Here is a 22,548-nt window from a genome sequence, read left to right as displayed (position 1 = left end):
GCATGCGGCGGACGTTGCCCCCAAGGATTCTCATGAGCTCACTCGATATTATTGTTGCTGTCCCCTCCGGAGCCGGTTGGGTTCCCGTACACGCCATGGCGGAGCTTCTCGCCCGCTACACCGGCGGCACCGTGCACACCGTGGATGTGGGCGCATCCCTCAGCAAGGAAACCAAGCTTCTGGCGCGTCTGCCCCGCCTCAAGGGCGGCTCGAAGCGTTGCCTGGTGATTGCTTCTGATCCCGGTCAGCTGTACGCCATTTCGCAGCGTTCCTTCGCGTTCCGCCGCTACGGCGCGGTCTACGGCTGGGTGATTGATAGCTTCTGGGATGACCGTATTCCTGCGGTGGCTAAGTCCTCCACCTACGACCGTATTTTCGTTGCGGATGTTGACGACGTTCAGCCCTGGACTGCCGCGGGCGTGAAGAACCCCGGCGTTCTGCCCTGGGGTGCGGATGTTTGGAGCAAGTTCAGCGACCGTCTGGCTACTCTGGGCTCAAAGAGCACCGACCTGCTGCGCGTGGGCCGTCAGCCCGCCGCCTACGAAGATGACGAGGCGACCGCCGCCCTCGCCGCTGAGCTGGGTCTGAGCTTTGAGGGCCGCCCGCCCTTCGGTGCAAATGACCGCGAGTCGGCTCAGCATCTGCAGGATTCGCTGAACCGCGCGAAGTTCCTGCTGGCGTTCTCCACTTCGGTCAGCCCGGCGCCGTACACTCACCCGACCAAGGAGTACATCACCGGTCGTTGGACCGATGCCCTGGCTTCGGGCGTGACCGTGGTCGGCAAGGTTCCGAACACCACCACCGTACGTGAAATCCTTTGGGATGGCGCGACCATCGACATTGATCATGCGGATGCACGCGCGGGCCTCGCGCAGGTTGCCGATGCGGTCTCCCGTTGGACCCCCGCGCAGGGTGAGCAGCAGATTCGTCAGGCGCTGCAGCACCTGGATTGGCGTCACCGTTTCGTGCAGCTTTGCGAGGCAATGGGTGAAGTCCCGGCTTCTTTGCAGGCTGATTGCGAGGCAATGCGCGCCCAGTACGTTCAGCGCTAAATACGTGCCCTAAGGTTATGGGTATATAAAAGGTGAGGGCTGGTTTCTATCATAGAAACCAGCCCTCACCTGTATTTATGCCCCATGAGGCATATTGCATACGGGGTTTTAGTACGAAGCCTGACCCAGAGTAATCGGACCCGTGAAACCACTGGTATCCGGGTGATCCGCTTCGAGGTACGCCGCTACCGGTGCGCCTTCAAGCTGAGCCAAACGATCCAGCAGGAAGCGAGTAGCACCCGGTGCATACGGCAACTTATACATTGCCGCGGTCGTCGCCTCGTCATCACGATTTAAAGTGGAGGAACGAATCGACTCAATAGCGGTCACCATGGTGTTGCGTTCACGCTCCACGAAGGTGCGGTCTACCGGCTCACCGTTACCGGGCACAAACACGCGGTAACGATCAAATTCGAGCACGGCACCGAGAGTATCAATCCAACGGTCGGGGAAAGAATCCTCAAAGTAGGGGTCGGTACCCTCTTCAATCAGACCGCCCATGAACAGCACATCCTCTACACCGACCATAATGTCACCGTCGGTGTGGCCGGGTCCCATGTACATGAGGGTTGCGCTACGCTCACCCAGGTCGATGGGGGTGAAAGTGATGCCGTCGCCCCTATTGGCGACCAGGCGGTTGGGAACGACAATATTGGTGGCGGCACCCTGATTGTGTGCCATTTCCGGTTCCAGCGTCTCGACGTAGGGACGCTGCGCCTCACCGTATTTACGGATTGCACGCGCGGCGCGAGGATGCGCCCAGAATTCTTCGGTACCCATTGCCGCGAAAACATCGTTGCCGAAGAAACGCTCATAGTGTCCGTGAGTGTTTACAACGGTAATAGGAAGGCGCGTGAGACGGCGAACCTCATCATAAATTTCGGTTGCCTGACGGGGACCTGCGCCGGTATCTACGACTAGTGCACGCTCCAGTCCGAGGACCAGTCCGGTGTTCAGTCGGTAGTTGTCGGTCGCAATGCGGTACACGCCGTCTGCGAGTTCAATAGTACGAGCCATAGATACAACCCTACTGTAATTTTTGGTACTTGCGGGGCTATTCGGGCTTCCAGAGAACAGAAATTTACTGTTCGGTAACAATTCAAGGCAATGAAAGTGAATTATTTTGCACAAAATTATCTCTAGTGATAAGAAAGTGGTGAGCCTTATCAACCTCTCCGGATTGTTTGAACAGCACATCATCACCAAAGGAGCCCCTCGAAAAGCCCGGCGCGCATCCGTAGAAGCAATATTTATGCCACGATGCCACTCAACCTAGAGTCGTGCGCACGGTTACCCCGCATCTAACGCCCCTATAGGATAGGAGTATGACTTCTTCCCCTACCCCTCCCTCAGCTCAGCCTTTCCCCAGCGGTACCGGACGCTACGCCCCCTCCCCCTCGGGGGATTTGCATCTGGGTAATTTGCGTACCGCTATTTTGGCGTGGGCGATGGCGCGCCGCGGCGGCAAGCCCTTCTACCTGCGTGTGGAGGATCTGGATCGCGTGCGCCAGGGTGCTGCAGAGCGTCAGATTGCCGATTTGGCGGCGCTGGGCCTGGATTGGGACGCGAGCCCCGGCGCCCCGACAGAGCGCGTTGAGGGAGCCGAGATCAAAGAGGCGGGCGTACTGTATCAGAGCACGCGCCTTGCCGCCTACGAGCAGGCGGTTGCGCAGCTGCGCGAGGCGAACCTCGTCTATGAGTGCTTCTGTACCCGCCGCGAAATTCAGGAGGCTTCTAGCGCCCCGCACGGTGCGCCGGGCGCATACCCGGGCACCTGCCGTGAGCTGAGCAAGGCGCAACGGGAGGAGCGCCGTGCTCAGCGTCCGCCGGCTCTGCGCCTGCGTGCCGAGTGCACGAGCTACACGGTGCAGGATGATCTTTACGGCACCTACACGGGGCTGGTGGATGATTTTGTGTTGGTGCGCAATGATGGCACCTACGCCTATAACCTGACCTCCGTGGTGGACGATGCGTTTGTGGGGGTTGAGCAGATTGTGCGCGGTGATGATCTGCTCCCTTCGGCGCCTCGCCAGTCGTATTTGGCGCAACTTTTGGGTTTGACGCAGCCGCGTTACGCTCACGTGCCGCTGGCGCTCAATGAGGAGGGTAAGCGCCTGGCGAAGCGCGATGGGGCGGTAACCCTGCCGCAGCTGCATGAGGCCGGCGTTGAAATCCCGACGATTTTGGGTTGGATTGCCGCGTCTATTCCGGTGTATAACGCTGATGGATCCGCCCATTCCGCGGATGTTCCGGTGCCTAATGCGGCGGCGATTTTGGAGCGTTTTGACCCGGCTCGTATGGCTTCTGAGCCGTGGGTTGTGAGGGATCTCTAAGCCTCTGTGACATTGTTGTGTAACAGTTCAACACTCCGAACGGCTTTTAAATTTTTCGTTTAATTCGTTTTAGATGCATATGCCACTGAGCGTTTGCGTTGCTTTTCAACTACATATCTTTCACTCAAGTGCCCGAAACCCTGAAATCCAGGGATTTTTCGGGCACTTTTTCGCACACGCTCCCACAGCACCCCACCTGTACGACCATAGAACTTACACAGAAAATACATATTTATTCCATGGCCTCTCATTCCCAGGCGTCAAATAGACTTTATTTTCAGCCCCTAAAAGCCTAGACTGTATCCTATGCCACTCATAAAGTTATGGGGTAGCGCATAAATACACACAGGCGCACACTATCACCAGGAGAGAAGGAACATTATGGCCGCGAGTACATACCAGGTCATCGCGCTGGCGATTTATTTTGTTGCCATGATCGCAATCGGCCTATGGGCAAATAGCAAAAACAACAGTCTTGACGACTATGTGCTGGGCGGGCGACAGCTCTCCCCCACCGTCGCCGCACTCTCGGCTGGCGCATCCGACATGTCCGGTTGGCTCCTCATGGGTCTGCCCGGCGCCGTCTACCTCAGCGGCCTCTCCCAGGCGTGGCTCGCCGTCGGTCTGACCATCGGCGCATGGTGCAACTGGAAGTTCGTGGCACCGCGACTGCGTAGCTACACCGAAGTAGCAGGTGACGCCGTGACCGTCCCCGTCTTCCTGAGCAACCGCCTCCATGACACCAAGCGCGTGCTGCGCATCGTCTCCGGCGTCGTGATTCTGGTGTTCTTCACCTTCTACGTCTCCTCCGGCATGGTGTCCGGCGGCCTGTTCTTCAAGTCCTCCTTCGGACAGGAATACCACACCGGTATGCTCCTGCTGGCAGGCATCACCGTGTTCTACACCTTCTTCGGCGGCTTCATGGGCGCATCCTACACCGACATGGTTCAGGGCCTGCTCATGCTCGCAGCACTCATTGCCGTTCCCGTCGTCACTATTATTAACCTCGGCGGCGTGGGCCCCGTGGTTGAGTCCATCAGCCAGGTACGCCCCGACGCGCTGAGCATCTTCGCAGGCACCACCTTCGCCGGTATCGTTTCGTCCCTCGCATGGGGTCTGGGCTACTTCGGCCAGCCGCACATTATCGTGCGATTCATGGCAATGCGCACCCCCGCGGACGCTAAGTCCGGCCGCCGCATCGGCATCAGCTGGATGGTCCTGACCGTGTTCGGTGCACTGAGCGGCGCGTTCATGGGTATCGCATACTTTGCACGCCACCCCGAGGCGTCCCTCACCAACCCCGAAACCGCTGAGTCGGTCTTCCTGGACCTCGCCCAGATTCTGTTCCACCCCCTCGTTGCGGGCCTGATTCTGGCTGCGGTTCTGGCGGCAATTATGTCCACCCTCTCCTCACAGCTGATCGTGTGCTCCTCCGCTCTGGTGGAAGACCTCTACGGCATCTTCTCCTCGAAGAAGCTCAGCGCGGGCAAGTCCCTGTGGCTCGGCCGTGCAGGCGTGGCAATCGTGGCGCTGGTCGCCGGTGCCCTGGCGTGGAACCCCAACAGCTCCATTCTGCAGCTGGTCGCATTCGCTTGGGCTGGCTTCGGTTCGGCATTCGGCCCGACCGTTCTGCTCTCCCTCTACTGGCGTAAGCTGACCACCCAGGGTGCACTCGCCTCCATGATTACCGGTGCCGTTGTGGCATTCGCATGGGGCCAGAGCCCGATGAAGTCCGTGCTCTACGAAATGGTTCCCGGCTTCGCCTCGGCAATGCTGGTCGCAATCATCGTCTCCCTGGTCACCTACAAGAAGAACCCGGTCATTGACGAAGAGTTCGACCGCGCGGTAGAGCTCGCAAAGGTCAAGTAGCCTACAAATAACCAAGACCGGGTAAGCTTCCTTACCCAACTTCTAAGGCCCGGGCCGCACACACGCGGTCCGGGCCTTCTTATATGCTCGGCAACCTGATTCGCTATACCGGGCAACCAGGTTCGCTATACCGGGCAACCAGGTTCACAGCCTCAGACAGCGCCCGGGCAACGTAGAATAGGGTCTATGACTGCACAACTTCCCGAAAAGGTCTCGGACATCTTCAACCCCGCCGACTGGCGCGTCGTCGAAGGCTTCGAAGACTTCACCGACATCACCTACCATCGCCAGGTTCAGCGCAACGAAAACGGCGAAATCCTACGCGATCTGCCCACCGTGCGCATCGCATTCGACCGCCCCGAGGTCCGCAACGCATTCCGCCCGCACACCGTGGACGAACTCTACCGTGCCCTCAACCACGCCCGCATGACCTCCGACGTAGGTACCGTACTGCTCACCGGCAACGGCCCCTCCGCCAAGGACGGCGGCTGGGCGTTCTGCTCCGGCGGCGACCAGCGCATCCGCGGCCGCGACGGCTACCACTACGCCAGCGGCGACACCGCAGAAAGCATCGACCCGGCACGCGCAGGCCGACTGCACATCCTGGAAGTGCAGCGCCTCATCCGCACCATGCCCAAGGTCGTTATCGCCCTCGTCTCCGGCTGGGCTGCAGGCGGCGGCCACTCCCTGCACGTAGTTGCTGACCTGACCATCGCCTCCGAAGAGTACGGCAAGTTCAAGCAGACCGACGCAACCGTCGGCTCCTTCGACGCAGGCTACGGTTCGGCGCTGCTCGCACGCCAGGTGGGTCAGAAGTTCGCCCGCGAAATCTTCTTCCTCGCCAAGGAATACGACGCACAGCGCATGTACGAAATGGGCGCAGTCAACGACGTAGTCCCCCACGCAGAACTCGAGAACAAGGGCCTGGAATACGCGGCGCACATTGCCCGCCAGTCCCCGCAGGCAATCCGCATGCTCAAGTACGCCTTCAACCTGCCCGACGACGGCATGCTCGGCCAGCAGGTCTTCGCTGGTGAGGCAACCCGCATGGCATACATGACCGACGAGGCCGTGGAGGGCCGCGACGCGTTCTTGCAGAAGCGTGACCCGGACTGGTCCAACTACCCCTACTACTTCTAAGAGACAGCCCTTCTACAGAAGTAGTTTCAGATGCATAGGCTCGGAGCCGGATTCAACCCTGAGAACCTCAGCTAAGAATCCGGCTCCGGCGCATTTGATGCCGCACCGGCATATGACACCGGCGCATGACAGCACGCAGCCGCTACAAACAGCCGCTAAGGATTTAGCCATGATGAACACCCCCGTACCCGGGCTCGCGCCCTCCCCCGCCCCGCAGGAGGCTGCCCTGCACCCGCAGGCGGTACAGGTGCGCGCCGATCAGCCCGCCGACCCTCACGCCATGCTGAATGCCTTTGAGCAGCTACTGGGCGAGTACACGGCGGATGCGGGCGCGGCTGCGGAGCCTATTGCCCTGGTGGTGGGCACCTCCGGATCCACCGGAACCCCCAAACGCACCGCACTGACCGCGCGAGCTCTTGCCGCCAGTGCCGCAGCCACCGAACGCTTCTTCGGCTCAAACTCCGATACGGCATCGCAGTGGCTCCTGGCTCTTCCCGCGCACTATATTGCCGGTGCGCAGGTGCTCGCCCGATCCGTGCTCGCCGGTACCGCCCCGGTCATTGCCCGCTCCGTCATTGAGCCCGTGCACTTTAGCCCCGAGGTGTTCCTGCAGACGGTTGAGCGCATGAGCTCGGCACGCCGGTTTATCTCCCTGGTACCCACCCAGCTCCATAAACTGCTCGAAAGCGCGGACGCCGATCCGCACCTGGGCGCTGAAATTCACGAGGCGCTCGGATCCTTCACCGGCATCCTGCTTGGAGGCGCCCCCGCCAGCGCCGACCTGCTCGCCGCCGCTACTGCCCTGGGGCTGAACACGGTGACCACCTACGGCAGTGCCGAAACCGCCGGCGGATGCGTCTACTCCGGCTCCGTACTGCCCGGCGTGCGGGTGGAGCTCGTACCGGAAGAAGGCATGCCCGCCGTACCGGATATTGAGGGGAAGCCGGCGAATGAAGAGTCTGTGCAGGTGGGCCGTATTTGGATCAGCGGCGCGCACCTCGCCAGCGGCTACATTGGCGACGCCACCCGCACCGCCGAGCACTTCTTCACCGCCGCCGACGGCACCCGCTGGTACCGCACCGACGACTACGGGCTGCTGAGCTCTGTAGCAGCTCCCGAAAGCAACGAGAACTGTAGCGGGCAGCGCCTGCAGGTACTCGGCCGCAGCGACGACGTGCTCATCAGCGGCGGCGTGAAAATCTCCGCCCGCGCCGTGGCGACCGTGCTCGAAGAGCACCCCGCCGTGCGTGAAGCCTGCGTAGTCGGCCTGCCCGATGCCCGCTGGGGCACCGCCATTGCCGCCGCGGTCACGCTCGTACCCCCTGCGATAAGCGACAGTGCCAGTACTGTTCTGAACGAAGAACTCTGCGCCCTGCTCCGTGCCCGTTGCACCGAAAATCTCGGCGCGCCCGCCGCCCCCAAGCAGCTGAGCATCCTGCCGGATTTCCCGCTCACCAGCACCGGCAAACCGGACCGCGCAGAAATATACAGTATCCTGGACAGAGACTACCGTCAGGGCTAAAGCAGGCCCATCCGCGGGGTTCACCCCGCGCACGCAGCCGCCCACACGCCCTGGCCCTCGCATCACAGCACCCACGCATCATACGCACTTAGACCCGGAAGGAACCCCCGTGGCAACTGCCGCCCAATGGATTGAAGGCGCTCGCCTGCGCACCCTGCCGCTCGCCGTCGCCCCCATTATTGCCGGCTCAGCTGCCGCCTACGAGATCAACGAATTCAAGCCGCTCTACGCGTTCTTGGCGTTCCTCGTCGCGTTCTTCCTGCAGGTGGGCGTGAACTACGCCAACGACTACTCCGACGGCATCAAAGGCACCGACGAAGACCGCGTGGGCCCGCTGCGCCTCGTCGGTTCCGGTGTGGCAAGCCCCCGCTCCGTCAAGTACGCCGCCTTCGGCTGCTTCGGCCTGGCGATGCTCGCCGGCCTTGCCCTGGTGGCACTGGCGAATCAGTGGTGGTTCCTGGCGATTGGCGCCTCCAGCGTCTTCGCGGCGTGGGGCTACACCGGCGGCAAGCACCCCTACGGTTACATGGGCCTGGGTGATGTGTTCGTCTTCGTCTACTTTGGTCTGGTCGCGACCCTGGGCACCCTCTACACGCAGGCGCACACCCTGACTCTGCTCGGCTGGGTGGGTGCTATCGGCATTGGTCTGATTTCGTGCGCGCTGCTCATGGCGAATAACGTGCGTGACATCCCCACCGACATTGAGGCGGGCAAACTGACCATGGCGGTGCGCCTGGGTGAACGCTGGTCGCGCATCACCTACATTGTGGAGATGGCTCTGGCGCTGGGTCTGGGCGTGCTCCTGCTCGATGAAAACCCCTGGTTCCTGCTCATCTTCCTGCTGGTGGGCCCGACCATCCACTCCTGCGTGACCGTGTGGACGCGCGGCGGCCGCGAGCTGATTCCCGTGCTCAAGCAGGCGGGTATTGTGGCGCTCGTGTACTCGGTTATTCTTGCCCTCGCCGTGTGGCTGGGTTCGCTGGATATTATTAGCCACGAAGTTCAGGTGTTTACCGGCTACTAAGACCGGCTACTAAGCCGACGTACAAATCTGCACCGGATTGCCGCGCCATTACGCCGTTGGCGGGCACCCGGTTCACAGTTCCGCAATAACGCGGCGGTGTGTCATAGTAGTGCTTATGATTCGAGCCATGCTGATTATTGGCGGCGCAGCCCTCATCGTGGGTCTGACCCTCTACACCCTCTTGGACGCCGTCCGCACCCCCGCACACGAGGCGCGAACCCTGCCCAAGTGGCTGTGGGTTCTCGTCACCCTGCTCTTCCCCGTGGTAGGCCCCATCATGTGGCTTATCCTGGGCCGCCCCAAGGCACAGCCCGCGGCAGGCACTCGCCCCGGATTCGGTCAGCGACGCAGCGCCCCCGCCCCCTCGGTCTCTTCCCCCGATGACGATGAAGAATACCTGCGCTGGCTCAAAGCAAAGGCAGAACGCGAACGCCGCAGCCGTGAGGCAGAATCGAACAACAAGCAGGACCCCGAAGAGGACACCCCGAATCAGGGCAACGGGCAGAACTAGTCAGGGTAGCTAGGCTCGCACCCCTAAAGGTTTACAGAAAGAGGCTGTGAGCGCATCCGCAACGGATGGGCTCACAGCCTCTTACTATGCTCAAAAACAGCTTCAGGAACTAGCTACCGGATGTTTCAGCTACCGGGCAGCTGAATCACGCCACCGTACAGCGGCGCAGCAGGCTCCGAATACCCCACAAAATGCGGCATCTCATGCTCAAAATCAGTGGTGCTAAACGCCAGAGTCGTAATCGACGCCAGGTTGCACTCACGGGCACGCGGGTCATGCTGTAGCATGCGACCCTCAATGCCCAGGCGAGTAATCCAAATCGGCAGCTGGTGCGACACAATAATCGCCTCCGCACCCTCACCGCCGCGCTCGTAGGCGGTACGCGCCGCATCCTGAACAGCCGCTGCCATACGGCGAATCTGATCCAGGTACGACTCACCCCAGGAGGGGCGCGCCGGGTTGTACAGCTTCGTCCAGTGACGCGGGTTCCTCAGCAGCTCCTGCGCGTTCACGTGCAGACCCTCAAAGTAGTTATCCGCCTCAATGACGCGCTCATCCGGCTGCGCGGTCAGACCCAGCAGCTCCTCAACCGGGGCGGCAGACTCACGGGTACGCTGCAACGGCGAGCAGACCAGATGCACGAAACGGGCGCCTCGCTCAGCACGAGCCGCGAACTCCTCAGCGCTCAGACGCACCATCTGCTGGCCCTTATCGGACAGACGGTAGCCGGGCAGACGGCCGTACACAATGCGCTCGGGGTTGTGCACCTCGCCGTGACGCATGAGGTGAACTTTAATGGTGGAAGTTTCAGTCATAATCCCAGTCTCTCAGATAGCGCGCCGCACCCCAAACAGGTAACCCGCACATACCCTCTACAAATACAAAACCTGGCGTACAAAACCCAGCCCGCGAAAACTGCAGGAACGCAAAAACCCCGCCTCTCCATACGGAGGGCGGGGCGAAAGAAGTCTATTTACTTCTTGTTGCGGCGCTGGTGGCGGGTCTTACGAAGCAGCTTGCGGTGCTTCTTCTTGGACATACGCTTGCGGCGCTTCTTGATAACGGAACCCATAGGATTTCCTCACTTTACTCGTACCCGGCCGAGCCATTCGACTCGGTAGCTACCCGGGGATATTTATACCGGTATAACCGATCCAAAACGCATTTTAGGCACAGAAATACCCTTGCGTTTTAGAGCGCTACCTACCTAGAGTACTAGGTTTACCCCCATTTTCACCATTCGAGAGCGGCTTTTCAGGAGTTTTTCCCTGAATTTCCGCTTTTCCCGCGGGTATATCGAGGATATCTCGGGGCAAAAACGGGGATTCGGTAGCCCTAACGACGCTTCTTCTTCGACTTCTTCGAGCCCTTACCGCGGCCATGAGACAGCACCGAACCGGAAGAAGCTACAGCACCCTCAGCAGTGCTCTCATCAGCGTCAGAGGCGGCCTCTACCGATTCCGCAACCGATTCCTGGGCGGGATTAGAAGCCTCAGCGGGTTCTTCAAGCGGCTCTTCTACCGAAACCTCTTCAGCGGCGCTTTCCTCAGCCGCCTCTTCTTCAGCCGCCGCATGCAACGCCTTCAAACGCTCAGCACGCTCAGCCTCGGCACGAGCCAGCGCCTCCTCATCAATGACGGGCCGGGACTCGGGCTTCGTTTCAGCCTTCAGAACCTGCTCCTTCTCAGTGCCCTCCTGAGCTTCGTCATGCTCAGGCTCGTACACATCCACGCCAAAGAAACGCTTCATCTTCGAGAAGATGCCGCCGCGCTCCTGCACCGGCTCATCATGCGGAAGCTTCTCGTAGGTGTCGTGGATGGTCGCTGCCGCCTCAAGGCGGGTAGGCTCAGCAGGCTGAACGGCGGGCACCTCCTGGCGTGCAGGGGCACGCAGAACCTTCTCAGCCGACTCAGACTCCGCAGGCGCCGCGGCAGTCACAACAGCCGCAGGACGGGCGGTACGGGCAGGCGCAGTCAGCACCTTGCTACGATCCACCGGCTTAATGATGGTCGCACGCACCGGAGAAATAATCTGACCGCTACGACGACGCGGAGCCGCCGTGGAGGCGCGCAGAACCTTCGCGGGACCCTCAGCCTCTTCCTGCGCGTACGCGGCAGGGACGCTCGGCAGCTGGCCGCTGGGGGCCTGGGAGCTGAGCGTCTGCGAGCTGAGAGTCTGGGAGGCCGGCGCCTGGACACCAGATACCGGAGCCGCAGAAGCAGCGGGGGCAGCCTGCGCTACCGGGGTGCTGCGGCGCGGGGTGCCGAAGCTCAGCGGCACATCCGCGCTCACCGTATGAGCGGTAGGCTGCGCGGGAGTAGCAGGTGCGGGCTGAGCAACAGCGGGAATGGAACGTTCTACCTTGTCAGAACCAGAAGCGTTAGAGCTAGAAAGAACCTCAGCAGGCTCATCAACCCGCTCCACAGGAGTCTCAGCAGCAGTCTCCTCAATGTAGACAATATCGCCCTCAGGCACCGTGTACTCCACGACAGAAGACGGAGCAGAAGCCTGAACAGGCTCAGCCGCAGGCTCCACAGAAGCGGGTGCCGCAACGGGTGCATCTGCGGCGGGCAGAGCCTCCGCATCAGCGAAAGACGGGTCATCCTGCATCAAATCATCAAAGTCATCAGCGGCAAACTCATCCACATCAACCGGCGCAAACTCAGAAGCAATCGGCTCACCCGGCAGACCATTCGCAGAGGTCGCCTCCTGCTCCAGGTCAATACCGGCATCGGAATACATGCCGCGCAGCTGACCAATCACCATGGCACGCGCAGTCGCAGCGTCGCCAGCCTTCAGAGCCTCCGCAATAGCGCGACTCTCAGCACGCAAACGCTCCACAGCGCTACTCCACAGCGGCATACGGCCCACCAGCGACAGCATCGACTCAAAGCTCGGCTGACGCACCGACGCGAGCAGACCCATCAGCAGCTCATTACCCGCACAACGCATCACCTGGTGGTGGAACGTCAACAGAAGCTCCAGGAAGTCACGAATCGACAGATCGAAATCTTCCATCTGCTCCAGGACCTCATCCATCTCCGCGAAGGAGGCGGTCTTCGGGTCAATACGCGCAATCGCCCAGCTTTCCAGCAGAATACGGGTCTGCACTAGGTCACGAGTCGGGTAACGCGAGCTGGACATGTGCAGGCGCAGAGCGGCACTCGCCGCGGAAGCCGGCTCATCGCTCAGGTGCACCAGCATTTCCTTGCCGCGGCCGTTGTACAGCTGCACCAGATCCATATCTTCCAGGGTGCGCAGAGCCTCGCGGGTGCGGGAACGACTCACACCAATAGCGCGCGCAATTTCGCTATCGCTGGGCAGGTCCTGGCCAAGCTGAATGTTGCCCTCGAACAGTTCGTTCTCGAGCCAGCGCAGAATTTTACGATGAATAGCCACGTGAATGCGTCTTTCGGTCAAAAAGTGAGTGAGAGTGTGTGTTTTACAGAGAGTTAATGCCGGAAGTGATCGGCAGGGCAGACCCTAGCCACCCGTCTTAGCGGCGGCGGCCACGCAGGAAGCCGAAGAGACCACCGCGGTGGTTATCCTTCGCCTCAGCGCTGTTCGTCTCAGTGCTGGGGCGGTACACCGAATCGTAGGAGGGCATGGTCTGGTACTCGGGCTCCTCAGCGGAGGTTTCAGCCTTAGCAGGCTCACCCTCGACAGGCTCATCTTTGGTGAGCTCATCATTGGCAGGCTCGCCCTCACCGAGTTCAGCCATCTCAGTAGCTTCTGCGGGCGAAGCTGCTTCCTCAACAGACTCAGCCTCAACAGACTCAGCCTCAACAGATTCAGCCTTCACGGGCTCTTCTGCCGCGGCTTCATCCACTACGTTCTTCTCAATCACAGACTTTTCAGCGGCAGAATCCTCAGCTGCAAATTCCTTGCGGGTTGCTTCTTCCTTGACGGATTCAGCGGGTGCAACAGGCTTCTCAGCTGCACCCTTTTCGTCGGTAGCCTTTTCCTCGGCAATCTTTTCAAGCACAACAGCCTCGGGGATCACAGGGATAGGCTGAATCGAGCCACCCACAACCGCAGCGGGGTCGATGCCATAAGGCACCACAGCCGCAGGCTGAGGGAATACCACCGGCTTCTGCGCTACAACAGGCTTAGCCTCAGCAGGTGCCGCAGGGGTAGCGGCCTGAGCGGGGGTTGCCGACGCCGCGGGGGTCACCCCAGCGTCGTAACCGTAGGCTGCGGGAGTGAAGGGACGCATCGGGGTGCTATCCACTGCCTCTTCCTGCGGGGTAGGCTCAGTAGCTCCTGCCTTCTCAGCAACAGCTTCGGAAGCGGCACTCTCACCAGCCTGCTCCGCAGGGCGCGAGTAGATGCGCGCGCTGGGGGTCAGGTACTGTGCGCGGGCGCGCTGAATGCGAGCCTGCTCGATTTCCTCGGAGGTGGGTGCCTCAACGGTGAGAGTTTCGGAGTCGGTCGCCTCGGGCTTCGGAGCACTCTTTTCGGAGGTCTTCTCGACCGGCTTCTCAGCTGCCGTCTTGTCGGAGGCAGATGCAGTCACGCCACCGGGCAGTGCCACGGGTGCGTGCGCCTCATTGGACTGGCGTGCGATCTGAACGGTCTCGTTAATCCACTCGGTCACAGTGGCGAATACATCCGGGTTCAGGGAGTAGAGGCGACGCTGCCCCTCCACGGTCACGGAGACCACATCTGCATCGCGAAGGACTTTCAGGTGCTTCGAAATGGTCGGCTGGCTCATGCCCAGCTTTTCAACCACTGCACCCACCGTGTGGGTTTGCTCAGCGAGAATACGCACAATTCGGCGGCGAGTCGGATCCGCGATGACAGAAAAAACATCAGAATGCATATAGCGATTATGACATATAAAGTGACGCCTCAAGCTTAGAATGAGGCTGATACGGAAATTACCTTCAAAAATTCTGAAAGACCGCTGAATGCTACCTCAATATGAAGCACTGAAGGGGAGAAAAGCATGAAGTGCCTATCACATCTCGTGGAGATTTCCTGTATCTCATCCTAGGCATATGCGAGCCACCCAGACCCTCAATACTTATATAGCTAATTCAGAATATATAGTTTTCGTGGTTCCACCCACAAAACCAACCGCACGCCTTCTCCAAGCTCACATATTTACCCCCAAACCACCAGAGCCTCAACCCCCTCCGCACACCTTAGGCGCGATACACTAGAAGGCGTCAAAACAGGCACATATCCGCCACCCAACACACCAACACCCAGACCAGCTGAAGGAGGCGCATGGGACGCATCATCCGCCGCACCCGGCGCCGACACCACCACCCCCAGGGCCAGCTCAACCGCCGCTGGGACACCCTCAGCGGTGCCACCTCCGAACCCCAAAAGCAACAAGTCCGCCGTAGTCGCCGCGACCGCCTCGAAGCCGAAAACCTTAGCATCCTCACGAGCGTGCCCGGTATTGACCTCGATCGTCTGCTCGCCCTACGCGACCACGTGAGCGAAACCTCCGAGGTTCAGCGTAAGCGCGCCCCCATGGGGTTCAATCTGCAGACCCTCGAACGGTTCCGTGACTTTATTGACGTGACCGTTCTTGCCTCGCCTTCTCGCACCGCAATCACTGCGTTTCTGTTGGTCATCATCTTCTTTACGCTCACCTTGCTACTGCCCATCTCCTCCAATGATGGGCAGCCCGCGCCTTTCCACCACGCATTTTTTACCTCTACCAGCGCGGTGACCGTGACCGGCCTGACTACCGTCTCCACCGCCGAGCAGTGGTCCACCTTCGGTCAGGCAATGATTCTTGTGGCTTGTCAGGTCGGTGGTTTGGGTACTCTGACCATTACCTCCCTGCTGGCGCTGGCTATCGGCCGTAAGATGGGTCTGCGCACCAAACTCATCGCACAGGAAGACCTGAACATCAGCCGTCTTGGCGAGGTCGGTGGCATCATCAAGAGCGTCTCCTATGCTTCATTCTCCATCGAGGCAATCATTGCGCTTGTGCTGATTCCTCGTTTCCTGACCCTCGGCGAAGACCCGTTCCAGGCGATCTGGCACAGCATTTTCTATTCCATCTCAGCCTTCAATAATGCTGGCTTTACTCCACATTCCGACGGCATCGTGCCTTACGGTCATGACCTTTTCCTGCTCGTGCCCATCTGCATTGCCGTGTTCTTGGGCTCGCTCGGTTTCCCTGTTTTCATTGCGATTCAGCATCATCCTTTCCGCCCCCGCCACTGGTCGCTCACCGCGAAGCTGACCACCGTGACGACCCTGTTTTTCTTTGCTTTTGGCGCGTTCTTCTGGGGTCTCTTCGAGTGGAACAACCCCGCCACCATCGGCGACTACTCCGCAGGCGACAAGGTTCTGAACGCCATTTTTGCTTCTGTAATGATGCGTTCGGGCGGCTTCAATCTGGTCGACATGAGCAGCATTACCCCCGTCTCCACGCTCCTGACGGACATGCTCATGTTCATTGGCGGTGGCTCCGGCTCGACCGCGGGTGGCGTGAAGGTCACGACCATCGCCGTGATTGCCCTGTCTATCCTTGCTGAGGCGCGAGGCGATCAGAAGGTTGTCGCGTTCAACCGCACCATCCCCGAGTCCTCCCTGCGTATTGCTATCTCCGTGATTGTTATGGGTGCTACCGTGGTAGGTGTCGGCGCCGCGTCGATTCTGATTATTAGCGGTGCGGATCTCAAGGAAGTCATTTTCGAGGTCATCTCCGCCTTCGCTACCTGCGGCCTCTCGAATGGTCTCTCCTCCAGCCTGCCGCCGGCGGGTATCTACGTGCTCAGCGGCCTGATGCTCATTGGCCGTGTGGGCACCACGACCGCCGCGACCGGCCTGGCGCTGCGTTCACGCCGCCGCCTCTACAAGTTCCCCGAAGAAAGGCCCACCATTGGCTAGTGCACATAACGCCCCCGTCCTCGTGATTGGTCTGGGACGCTTCGGCTCCGCGGTGGCGGCCCAGCTGCGCCTGCAGAACAAGGAGGTCCTTGCTATTGAGAAGGACCCCGAGCTGGTGCAGAAGTGGTCCGGCGTGCTGACGCACGTGGTCTCCGCCGATGCGACCGATATCGACACCCTGCACCAGTTGGGTGCGGACGATTTCGGTTCCGCCGTGGTGGGTGTGGGTACCTCCGTGGAGGCGTCCGTGCTGATTACCGCGAACCTCGTGGACATTGGTGTGGAGCGTATTTGGGCAAAGGCTATTACCCCCGCGCACGGCAAGATTCTGGAGCGTATTGGCGCGCACCACGTGGTCTACCCGGAGGCGGACGCCGGCCGCCGCGCCGCGCACCTGGTCTCGGGTCGTCTGCTGGATTACATTGAGTTTGATGACGACTTCGCGATTGCGAAGATGCGCCCGCCGAAGGAAACCCACGGCTTTACCCTCGCCGAGTCGGATATCCGCTCCAAGTACGGTGTGTCCGTGGTCGGTATTAAGTCGCCCGGTGAGGACTTCACCTACGCGGACGCCACCACCCGCATTCACTCGCGTGACATTCTGATTGTGTCCGGTCAGGTGGATTTGATCGAGCGCTTCGCGGCTCGACCCTAAGCGCGTTTTTCCTCGCTGCGGCGGTTATCTTCCCCAGCTCTGCTGGTTTTGAGGAACCTGCGTTTGAGGAGCCCGTGATTAGACATAGAAAAGCAAATAGACATAGAAAAACAGCCTCTTCCCGTTCTGCCGGGAGGAGGCTGTTTTTCTATAGTTTCACCTAGTCAGGGGGATGCTACCGGACGGTATTAGTCTCCACTGGTTAGTTCCCGCTGATTAGTCCTCGTCAGCAGTGTACAGCTGGCTCATTTCCGCCGAACGTGCCGCACAGGCGCGCATCGCGTCCTCGGTCAGCTGGAAGAGGCCACCGTCCACGAAGGTGTTCAGTGCACGCTCGGTGGTGCCGTTCGGGCTGGTCACGGCGCGGCGCAGGGCGGGCGCATCCGGGTTGGTGTCGAGCAGGAAGCCCGCGCCGGCAACGGTTGCGCTGGCCAGCTTGAGGGCAGTGTCTGCGTCCAGACCGAGCTTCTCGCCGGCGGCTGCCATCGCCTCCGCAAGCAGGAACGCGTATGCCGGGCCGGAACCGGAGACGGCGGTGACCGCATCCATCTGGTCTTCGCGGACCTCAACGACCAGGCCGACGGTGCCCAGGACCTCTTCGACAAGCTTCTTCTGCTCGTCCTTCACGGTGTCGGTGGTGGAGATGGCGAGCACGCCCTTGCCCACGGAGGAGGGGGTGTTCGGCATGCAGCGAACAATGGGCTGACCTGCGGGAAGGCACTCGGCGAGGGTTTCGAGGGTCACGCCAGCAGCAACTGACACCACAACAGCGTTCGGCGCGAGGGCGGGTGCAATGTCGCGGGCAAGCTCAACGATGCCGTAGGGCTTCACGCCGAGCAGCACGACGTCTGCGTGGGCGGTTGCCCTATGGTTGCCGTCAGCTTCGCCGCCGGTGGTGATGATTTCTACCTTGTCGCCGAGGCGCTGGGCGAGGGCGGCGCGAGATTCTTCGCTACGCACGGTAGCGCGGATGTGGGCGGGGTCGTGGCCTGCAGCGAGCAGACCTGCGGCGATGGAGCCGTTCATGGAGCCGGTGCCGAGAAAAGCGATAGTTGCGGTCATCGTTGATCCTTCCTAATGGGGTGCCTGCGCCGGGTGCCGGCAGGCGTGCCGCCGGTGTGTTCCGGGGGCTACTGTTCGGTGCGCGGCGGGCGCGTGGAGGCGTACCCTTCCAGCATAGCGGGTGCGGCTACGGGCATGTGACCTGGCTCGTGTTTCTTCCGCGTTTTCTGGGCGGCGGCTTCACCTCATGCTCCACGACCCAATGCGCGGGGCTCCGCTTCTCACGTTCTGGCATGCCGGGGAGGGCGTAATTCTGCGGGCGTAGAATGAAAACAGCTCCACCCACGGCAGTTTGTGCCGGGCATGAAGCCTTCAAACCACACAGCACGCAACACGCAAACCCCTTTTTTCTATGTCTTCTCATACCGGTTCTTCCTCGAGTTCTTCCCCGAATAGCCCGCAGAATCCTGCGGGTTTCCGTTCTTTTTCGTTTCGCCTCCTGCTGGGGCTGACCCTTGCCGCACTGGTCACGGGCGTGTTCAGCGGCTTGGGTGCGATTGCCTTGCATTATGTTCTGGACTTTATGCAGGAGCTAACTTTCGGTCAGGCTGAGGGGCATCACCCGATGGTGACTGACGGTGCTGATCCGGCACGTCGTGCCCTGGTTTTGGCGGCGCTGGGCCCGTTTGTGGCGTTGGTCTGGTACTACCTGCAGTCTGGTGGGCGTCGTGTGGTCGGCGTGAAGTCGCAGATTGCCGGTGCTACAGAGGAGGACCGCACCCCGTCGCTGTGGCGGCAGATTTCGCATTCGCTGGTTCAGATTGTTGCGGTGGGTGCGGGCTCTCCTGTGGGTAAGGAGGTCGCGCCTCGTGAGCTGGGTGCTTTGGCGGCTGGCCGTACCTCGAATCTGCTGGAGCGTCTTGGTTTTGTGGGCGCTGATGGTGCCCCGCTGTTGGGTGTTCGTGAGCGCAGTCTGCTGGTGGCAGCGGGTGCGGCGTCTGGTTTGGCGGCGGTGTATCAGGTGCCGATTGGTGGCCTGGTGTACCTTGTGGAGGCGATGGCTGTTGGTTTGAGCTTGCGGTCGCTGTATGTGGGTGCGGTGACGGTGTGGACGGCGACGGTCATGGCGAATCTGGTGATTGTCAATGAGCCGACGTACCCGGTGCCGCAGCTTCCGTTGGATGCGACGACGCTGACTGTGGCGGCGCTGACGGGTGTGGTGTTGACTCCGTTGGCGTTGGGTTTTAGGGCGTTGTCGCAGCGTGCGGAGAAGTTGAAGGCGAAGGATCGTTCTCTTCTGTGGCGTATTCCTGTGGCGTTTGCGCTGGTCGCGGTGGTTTCGTTGTGGCTTCCGGAGATTTTGGGTAATGGTCGTCTGCTGACTCAGCACACGTTTAATGTGTCGTTGGATGCGGCGGCGGGCGGTTTGACCGCGGCAGCGGTGGGGTACGTGTTGGCGTTGGCTGTTGCGAAGGCTGCCGTGGTGGTGTTGAGTCTGCGTTTCGGTTCTTATGGCGGTACGTTGACGCCGGGTTTGGCGTTGGGTGCGGCAGCTGCGTTTTGTGTGGCGGCGCTGGTGCTGTGGGCGTTCCCGGGTTTGGGCGGGGTGCCGGGTGGTGCGTCGATGGTGTTGTATGCGGCGGCGTTGACGGGTACGGCGGCGTTTTTGGGTATTTCGATGAATGCGCCGCTATCTGCGTTGACGTTGTTGATTGGTTTTACGGGTCAGGGTGCGAGTGCGTGGTTGCCGATGGCGGTTGCGGTGGGTACGGCGGTGCTGACCCGCTGGGCGTGGACGCGGGCGTTCGGTTCTAAGAAGTAGCTTTCAGAAATAGGGGCGGCCCCGGATGCGTGTGCGTCCGGGGCCGCCCTGATTTGTTGTGCCGAAGAACTGCCTTAAATTTGCTTTGACGGCTTTGAAAGGAATAGCAGATAGACTCCGAAGATGATCTTAATCGCCGCGTCGATATATGCGATTACTTCTAACGGAATGTTGGTAAAAATATATCCTGCAAACACGTTGATGGCACAGATAAGACCCAGATATATCATTGACTTTCCATGCACAAAATAGTATGGGAAGAAATGCAGCGCGGTTGCCATCAGCGCTCCCAGCCAAATCAGTCTCCAATTTTCAGTTGCAAAGAATGGGCCGCCCAGCAAAACCATCAAGACAAACAATAGAATAACGGCACGTGAAGATACTTTCTTTTGAAATTCGCTCGAAGGGCCATCGGCTAGTCTATTCAGCACCTTCTTGTTCATGTTGATCGAGAAAAAGCTAATAACGTAGCCAATGCTGAATACTTGCATATTTATTATTTGTTTTCCTCCGGTCATGGTGGCTATTGCTATAACTGCCGCTACCACAATTAGCCACAGACCGCATGCCCTCTTATAGTTAAATTCCAACTTTTCATCTTTGTTATAGTTTAGAAAAGTCATCGATACCTCCAATAGCCTCTCATAGAGTCACTTCTCTTGTTACGTCACTAAATTTTAATATGAAAAAATTCTGCAATATATCAATATTGCCCAGTCCTTCTGGCTATTAATTACATCTCCTATGATTATATCAAAATAGCAATAGAGAATTCGTCAAAAAAGCGAAGGAGACAGTCCCGGATGCGTGTGTGTGTCCGGGGCCGCTCTGTTTCGTTTGGGTTGCTCGGTGCGGGGCGGAAATTTGGTAATGACTTAGCAATTTCAGTCATGACTTAGCGTCTTTGGTAATGGTTAAAACCCCAGCCCGAAGTCACTAACCCATTACCGAAAAAGCTAAACCATGGCACAAATTCTGCGGGGGGTACAGCTCCCTCATAGCGAAAAGCCACATATGTTTCGAGAAGCCACTTATGATGTGGCTGTTCGAAACACATGTGACTTCTCAATGTGACTTCTCAACGTTTATCTTTGGACAAACTACTTGTGACTGGAGCTTTTAAATGTCTTATAGATAGTCGGTCTGGAATACCTACTTCTAATCAATTCAGATTGGTTCGGCGATAGGTCAGCATGCCCCACTTCAGCTTTATAATCCATATAGTATTTATTCACTCCAAGCATTAAACAATAGATATAAGCAACCATCAAAAAGTCGATTTTCCCCCTATCCTCTTCCGAAAATTCAGAATATTTTATATTTTTCTCCAGAGCAACAGTAGAGTACTCTCCTATAATCCGCCTCATTGACAGATAGACAAACTTTTCCACAACATAAACAATAACAACTGTCAATCCTACGGAAACCACCAAAAAAACTATAATAAAAAGTACAGATGCCTCATCATTCGAAAGGCCAAGAATTTCAAATATATCAGCCATCTCGCCCTGATATTCAGTCAACAGAAATATAAATATAATACCACTAGATATATAAGCAGCAACCCTATTGATCCAGTTTTTCCAATAGAACGAAACATATTCAAGAACCCTGCGATACCCCTTATCCAACCGCATAACATTTAATTTATATATATCCGAGTCAAGATTAACACTAGACTGGATAACCATAAATAAATACATACCATAAAAAACACTTCCGATGACTACAGAAATAAAACCATTAATCCCCATAGTAATTATCGCCAGCGCGCTCACTGCAGCCCATAAAATAGAAATCTTCAGGAATTGCCAATGCAAAATATAAGACTTCATACTTACATTAACACCAAATCCCACATATCTTGCACCGGAGTAGAACATTCCAGAGTAGGTACCTTCCCTACCCCGAAGAGATCCACCGGGGAGAGCTAGAACATTCTTCCCCGTTTGTTTTCCAAAAAATTCTTCTTCGAACTCATATTTCGCTATGTCGTATTCTTTAGAATATGACATGCTTCCGCTTCCATTCGCATTCTTTAACCTATCAAGATAAATTGAGCTTCTAACCAATATATCTTTTTCGCTATAAGTAAGCATTCGAGAAGAGACCATGGTAAACCAGGCAAAAAATAACAGAACCCATAAAGGAATTTCTTGATAGCGAGCAAGATTGATATGCTCGGAAACAATGAGTTTGCCCCACCCTGGACCAACACTCCAGGATCCAAATATTTGAGGGACAAGAGACGTACCTTGAAGATACCCAGCAATAAGCCCATACCAAAAATTAATTACAAACACCACAAAGACAATTTCACCAACAATGCGTGCAAACTTTCTATACGTGGCTCGGCGCGCATCACCACTAACTCCTTCTACCCCATCAGCAAATTTACCCACACTCACATATAAGCTCAATAGAATACTGGCAAGTGAAACAATAATTCCAGCCCTTATATCCAGCAAATAATATGGTATATTAATCCAAAATTGAGCCAGAGGCAGTGGAAGATTGTCAGTTTTTTCAGGCGAAATAAATAAAGCAGGAAGTAGAATAATTAATGGTGATAAATAAACTAAAGTCCACAGAAAAAATTCCCCACATGGGATACGGACAAGGTTATCCCAAAATATCTTTTTTCGTTTTTCTTCGTGCTCTTCACCCCAGGCTTCATTGACCTCGTCAATAATGTCTTGGATTTTCATCGGTGATTGTTCCTTTCCTACATCTTTGTCGGCGGGTTATATACAAAAGAAA

Annotated in this window: 18 protein-coding genes; 10 read left to right on the top strand and 8 right to left on the bottom strand. The window is 58.2% G+C overall.

Annotation, left to right across the window (positions count from 1 at the left end; translation table 11 throughout):
• Positions 1-32 precede the first annotated feature (32 nt).
• Positions 33-1,052, top strand: a complete 1,020-nt coding sequence (locus tag HMPREF2999_RS01770) for a glycosyltransferase (RefSeq protein WP_049341039.1) — start codon at positions 33-35, stop codon at positions 1,050-1,052.
• Positions 1,053-1,160: 108 nt separating this feature from the next.
• Here the strand turns inward: HMPREF2999_RS01770 and HMPREF2999_RS01765 are convergent, their stop codons facing one another.
• A complete protein-coding gene (locus HMPREF2999_RS01765) occupies positions 1,161-2,069 on the bottom strand; it encodes an MBL fold metallo-hydrolase (RefSeq protein ID WP_049356271.1) in 909 nt (302 codons plus the stop codon).
• Between the two features lie 308 nt (positions 2,070-2,377).
• Between HMPREF2999_RS01765 and gluQRS the strand changes: the two genes are divergently transcribed.
• The 6 genes from gluQRS to HMPREF2999_RS01735 all read left to right on the top strand — a co-directional run bounded on the left by gluQRS (position 2,378) and on the right by HMPREF2999_RS01735 (position 9,451).
• Positions 2,378-3,385 carry a tRNA glutamyl-Q(34) synthetase GluQRS gene (gluQRS, locus tag HMPREF2999_RS01760; protein ID WP_070674833.1) on the top strand — a complete coding sequence of 336 codons (1,008 nt, stop codon included), beginning with the start codon at positions 2,378-2,380 and terminating at the stop codon, positions 3,383-3,385.
• 381 nt (positions 3,386-3,766) lie between these two features.
• Positions 3,767-5,254 carry a sodium/proline symporter PutP gene (gene putP / locus HMPREF2999_RS01755; RefSeq protein ID WP_070674830.1) on the top strand — a complete coding sequence of 496 codons (1,488 nt, stop codon included), beginning with the start codon at positions 3,767-3,769 and terminating at the stop codon, positions 5,252-5,254.
• Between the two features lie 186 nt (positions 5,255-5,440).
• The gene (locus HMPREF2999_RS01750) at positions 5,441-6,394 is read left to right on the top strand and encodes a 1,4-dihydroxy-2-naphthoyl-CoA synthase (protein ID WP_070674827.1); all 954 of its coding nucleotides are present in this window, start codon (positions 5,441-5,443) and stop codon (positions 6,392-6,394) included.
• 169 nt (positions 6,395-6,563) lie between these two features.
• On the top strand, positions 6,564-7,916 hold the full coding sequence (locus HMPREF2999_RS01745; protein ID WP_070674823.1) for an AMP-binding protein: 1,353 nt from the start codon (positions 6,564-6,566) through the stop codon (positions 7,914-7,916).
• Between the two features lie 109 nt (positions 7,917-8,025).
• Positions 8,026-8,940 (top strand): 1,4-dihydroxy-2-naphthoate polyprenyltransferase, encoded by a 915-nt coding sequence (locus HMPREF2999_RS01740; protein ID WP_049363321.1) that lies wholly within the window; start codon positions 8,026-8,028, stop codon positions 8,938-8,940.
• 115 nt (positions 8,941-9,055) lie between these two features.
• Entirely contained in the window at positions 9,056-9,451 is a 396-nt protein-coding gene (locus tag HMPREF2999_RS01735) for a PLD nuclease N-terminal domain-containing protein (RefSeq protein WP_070674820.1), read from the top strand.
• A 125-nt stretch (positions 9,452-9,576) separates the two neighbouring features.
• Here the strand turns inward: HMPREF2999_RS01735 and HMPREF2999_RS01730 are convergent, their stop codons facing one another.
• The 4 genes from HMPREF2999_RS01730 to HMPREF2999_RS01720 form a co-directional block, all read right to left on the bottom strand.
• Positions 9,577-10,266 (bottom strand): histidine phosphatase family protein, encoded by a 690-nt coding sequence (locus HMPREF2999_RS01730; RefSeq protein WP_070674817.1) that lies wholly within the window; start codon positions 10,264-10,266, stop codon positions 9,577-9,579.
• A gap of 158 nt (positions 10,267-10,424) precedes the next feature.
• Positions 10,425-10,523 (bottom strand): 30S ribosomal protein bS22, encoded by a 99-nt coding sequence (locus tag HMPREF2999_RS09250; protein WP_005504750.1) that lies wholly within the window; start codon positions 10,521-10,523, stop codon positions 10,425-10,427.
• Positions 10,524-10,786: 263 nt separating this feature from the next.
• The gene (locus HMPREF2999_RS01725; RefSeq protein ID WP_070674814.1) at positions 10,787-12,850 is read right to left on the bottom strand and encodes a FadR/GntR family transcriptional regulator; all 2,064 of its coding nucleotides are present in this window, start codon (positions 12,848-12,850) and stop codon (positions 10,787-10,789) included.
• Positions 12,851-12,947: 97 nt separating this feature from the next.
• Positions 12,948-14,273, bottom strand: coding sequence for an ArsR/SmtB family transcription factor (locus HMPREF2999_RS01720; RefSeq protein ID WP_070674811.1), 1,326 nt, complete (start codon positions 14,271-14,273; stop codon positions 12,948-12,950).
• 410 nt (positions 14,274-14,683) lie between these two features.
• Between HMPREF2999_RS01720 and HMPREF2999_RS01715 the strand changes: the two genes are divergently transcribed.
• Together HMPREF2999_RS01715 and HMPREF2999_RS01710 are read left to right on the top strand one after the other, a co-directional pair.
• Entirely contained in the window at positions 14,684-16,309 is a 1,626-nt protein-coding gene (locus HMPREF2999_RS01715) for a TrkH family potassium uptake protein (protein WP_070674808.1), read from the top strand.
• A complete protein-coding gene (locus HMPREF2999_RS01710; RefSeq protein WP_005504725.1) occupies positions 16,302-16,964 on the top strand; it encodes a potassium channel family protein in 663 nt (220 codons plus the stop codon). The genes HMPREF2999_RS01715 and HMPREF2999_RS01710 overlap by 8 nt, the downstream gene beginning before the upstream one ends.
• Positions 16,965-17,180: 216 nt before the next feature.
• On the opposite strand, the gene proC is transcribed toward HMPREF2999_RS01710, so the two are convergent.
• A complete protein-coding gene (gene proC / locus HMPREF2999_RS01705) occupies positions 17,181-18,026 on the bottom strand; it encodes a pyrroline-5-carboxylate reductase (RefSeq protein WP_070593778.1) in 846 nt (281 codons plus the stop codon).
• 352 nt (positions 18,027-18,378) lie between these two features.
• On the opposite strand from proC, the gene HMPREF2999_RS01700 reads away from it, so the two are divergent.
• Positions 18,379-19,788 (top strand): chloride channel protein, encoded by a 1,410-nt coding sequence (locus HMPREF2999_RS01700; RefSeq protein WP_070674805.1) that lies wholly within the window; start codon positions 18,379-18,381, stop codon positions 19,786-19,788.
• 74 nt (positions 19,789-19,862) lie between these two features.
• Here the strand turns inward: HMPREF2999_RS01700 and HMPREF2999_RS09570 are convergent, their stop codons facing one another.
• Together HMPREF2999_RS09570 and HMPREF2999_RS01690 are read right to left on the bottom strand one after the other, a co-directional pair.
• Positions 19,863-20,411 carry a DUF6609 family protein gene (locus tag HMPREF2999_RS09570; RefSeq protein ID WP_070674802.1) on the bottom strand — a complete coding sequence of 183 codons (549 nt, stop codon included), beginning with the start codon at positions 20,409-20,411 and terminating at the stop codon, positions 19,863-19,865.
• A 477-nt stretch (positions 20,412-20,888) separates the two neighbouring features.
• Positions 20,889-22,496, bottom strand: coding sequence for a hypothetical protein (locus tag HMPREF2999_RS01690; protein ID WP_070674799.1), 1,608 nt, complete (start codon positions 22,494-22,496; stop codon positions 20,889-20,891).
• Between the last annotated feature and the right edge of the window lie 52 nt (positions 22,497-22,548).

The organism is Rothia sp. HMSC066H02 (assembly GCF_001814995.1).
In the GTDB taxonomy this organism is placed as follows: Bacteria; Actinomycetota; Actinomycetes; order Actinomycetales; family Micrococcaceae; genus Rothia; species Rothia mucilaginosa.
The sequence above is the reverse complement of the archived record's forward strand: the minus strand, read 5'-3'. Positions and strand labels throughout refer to the sequence as shown.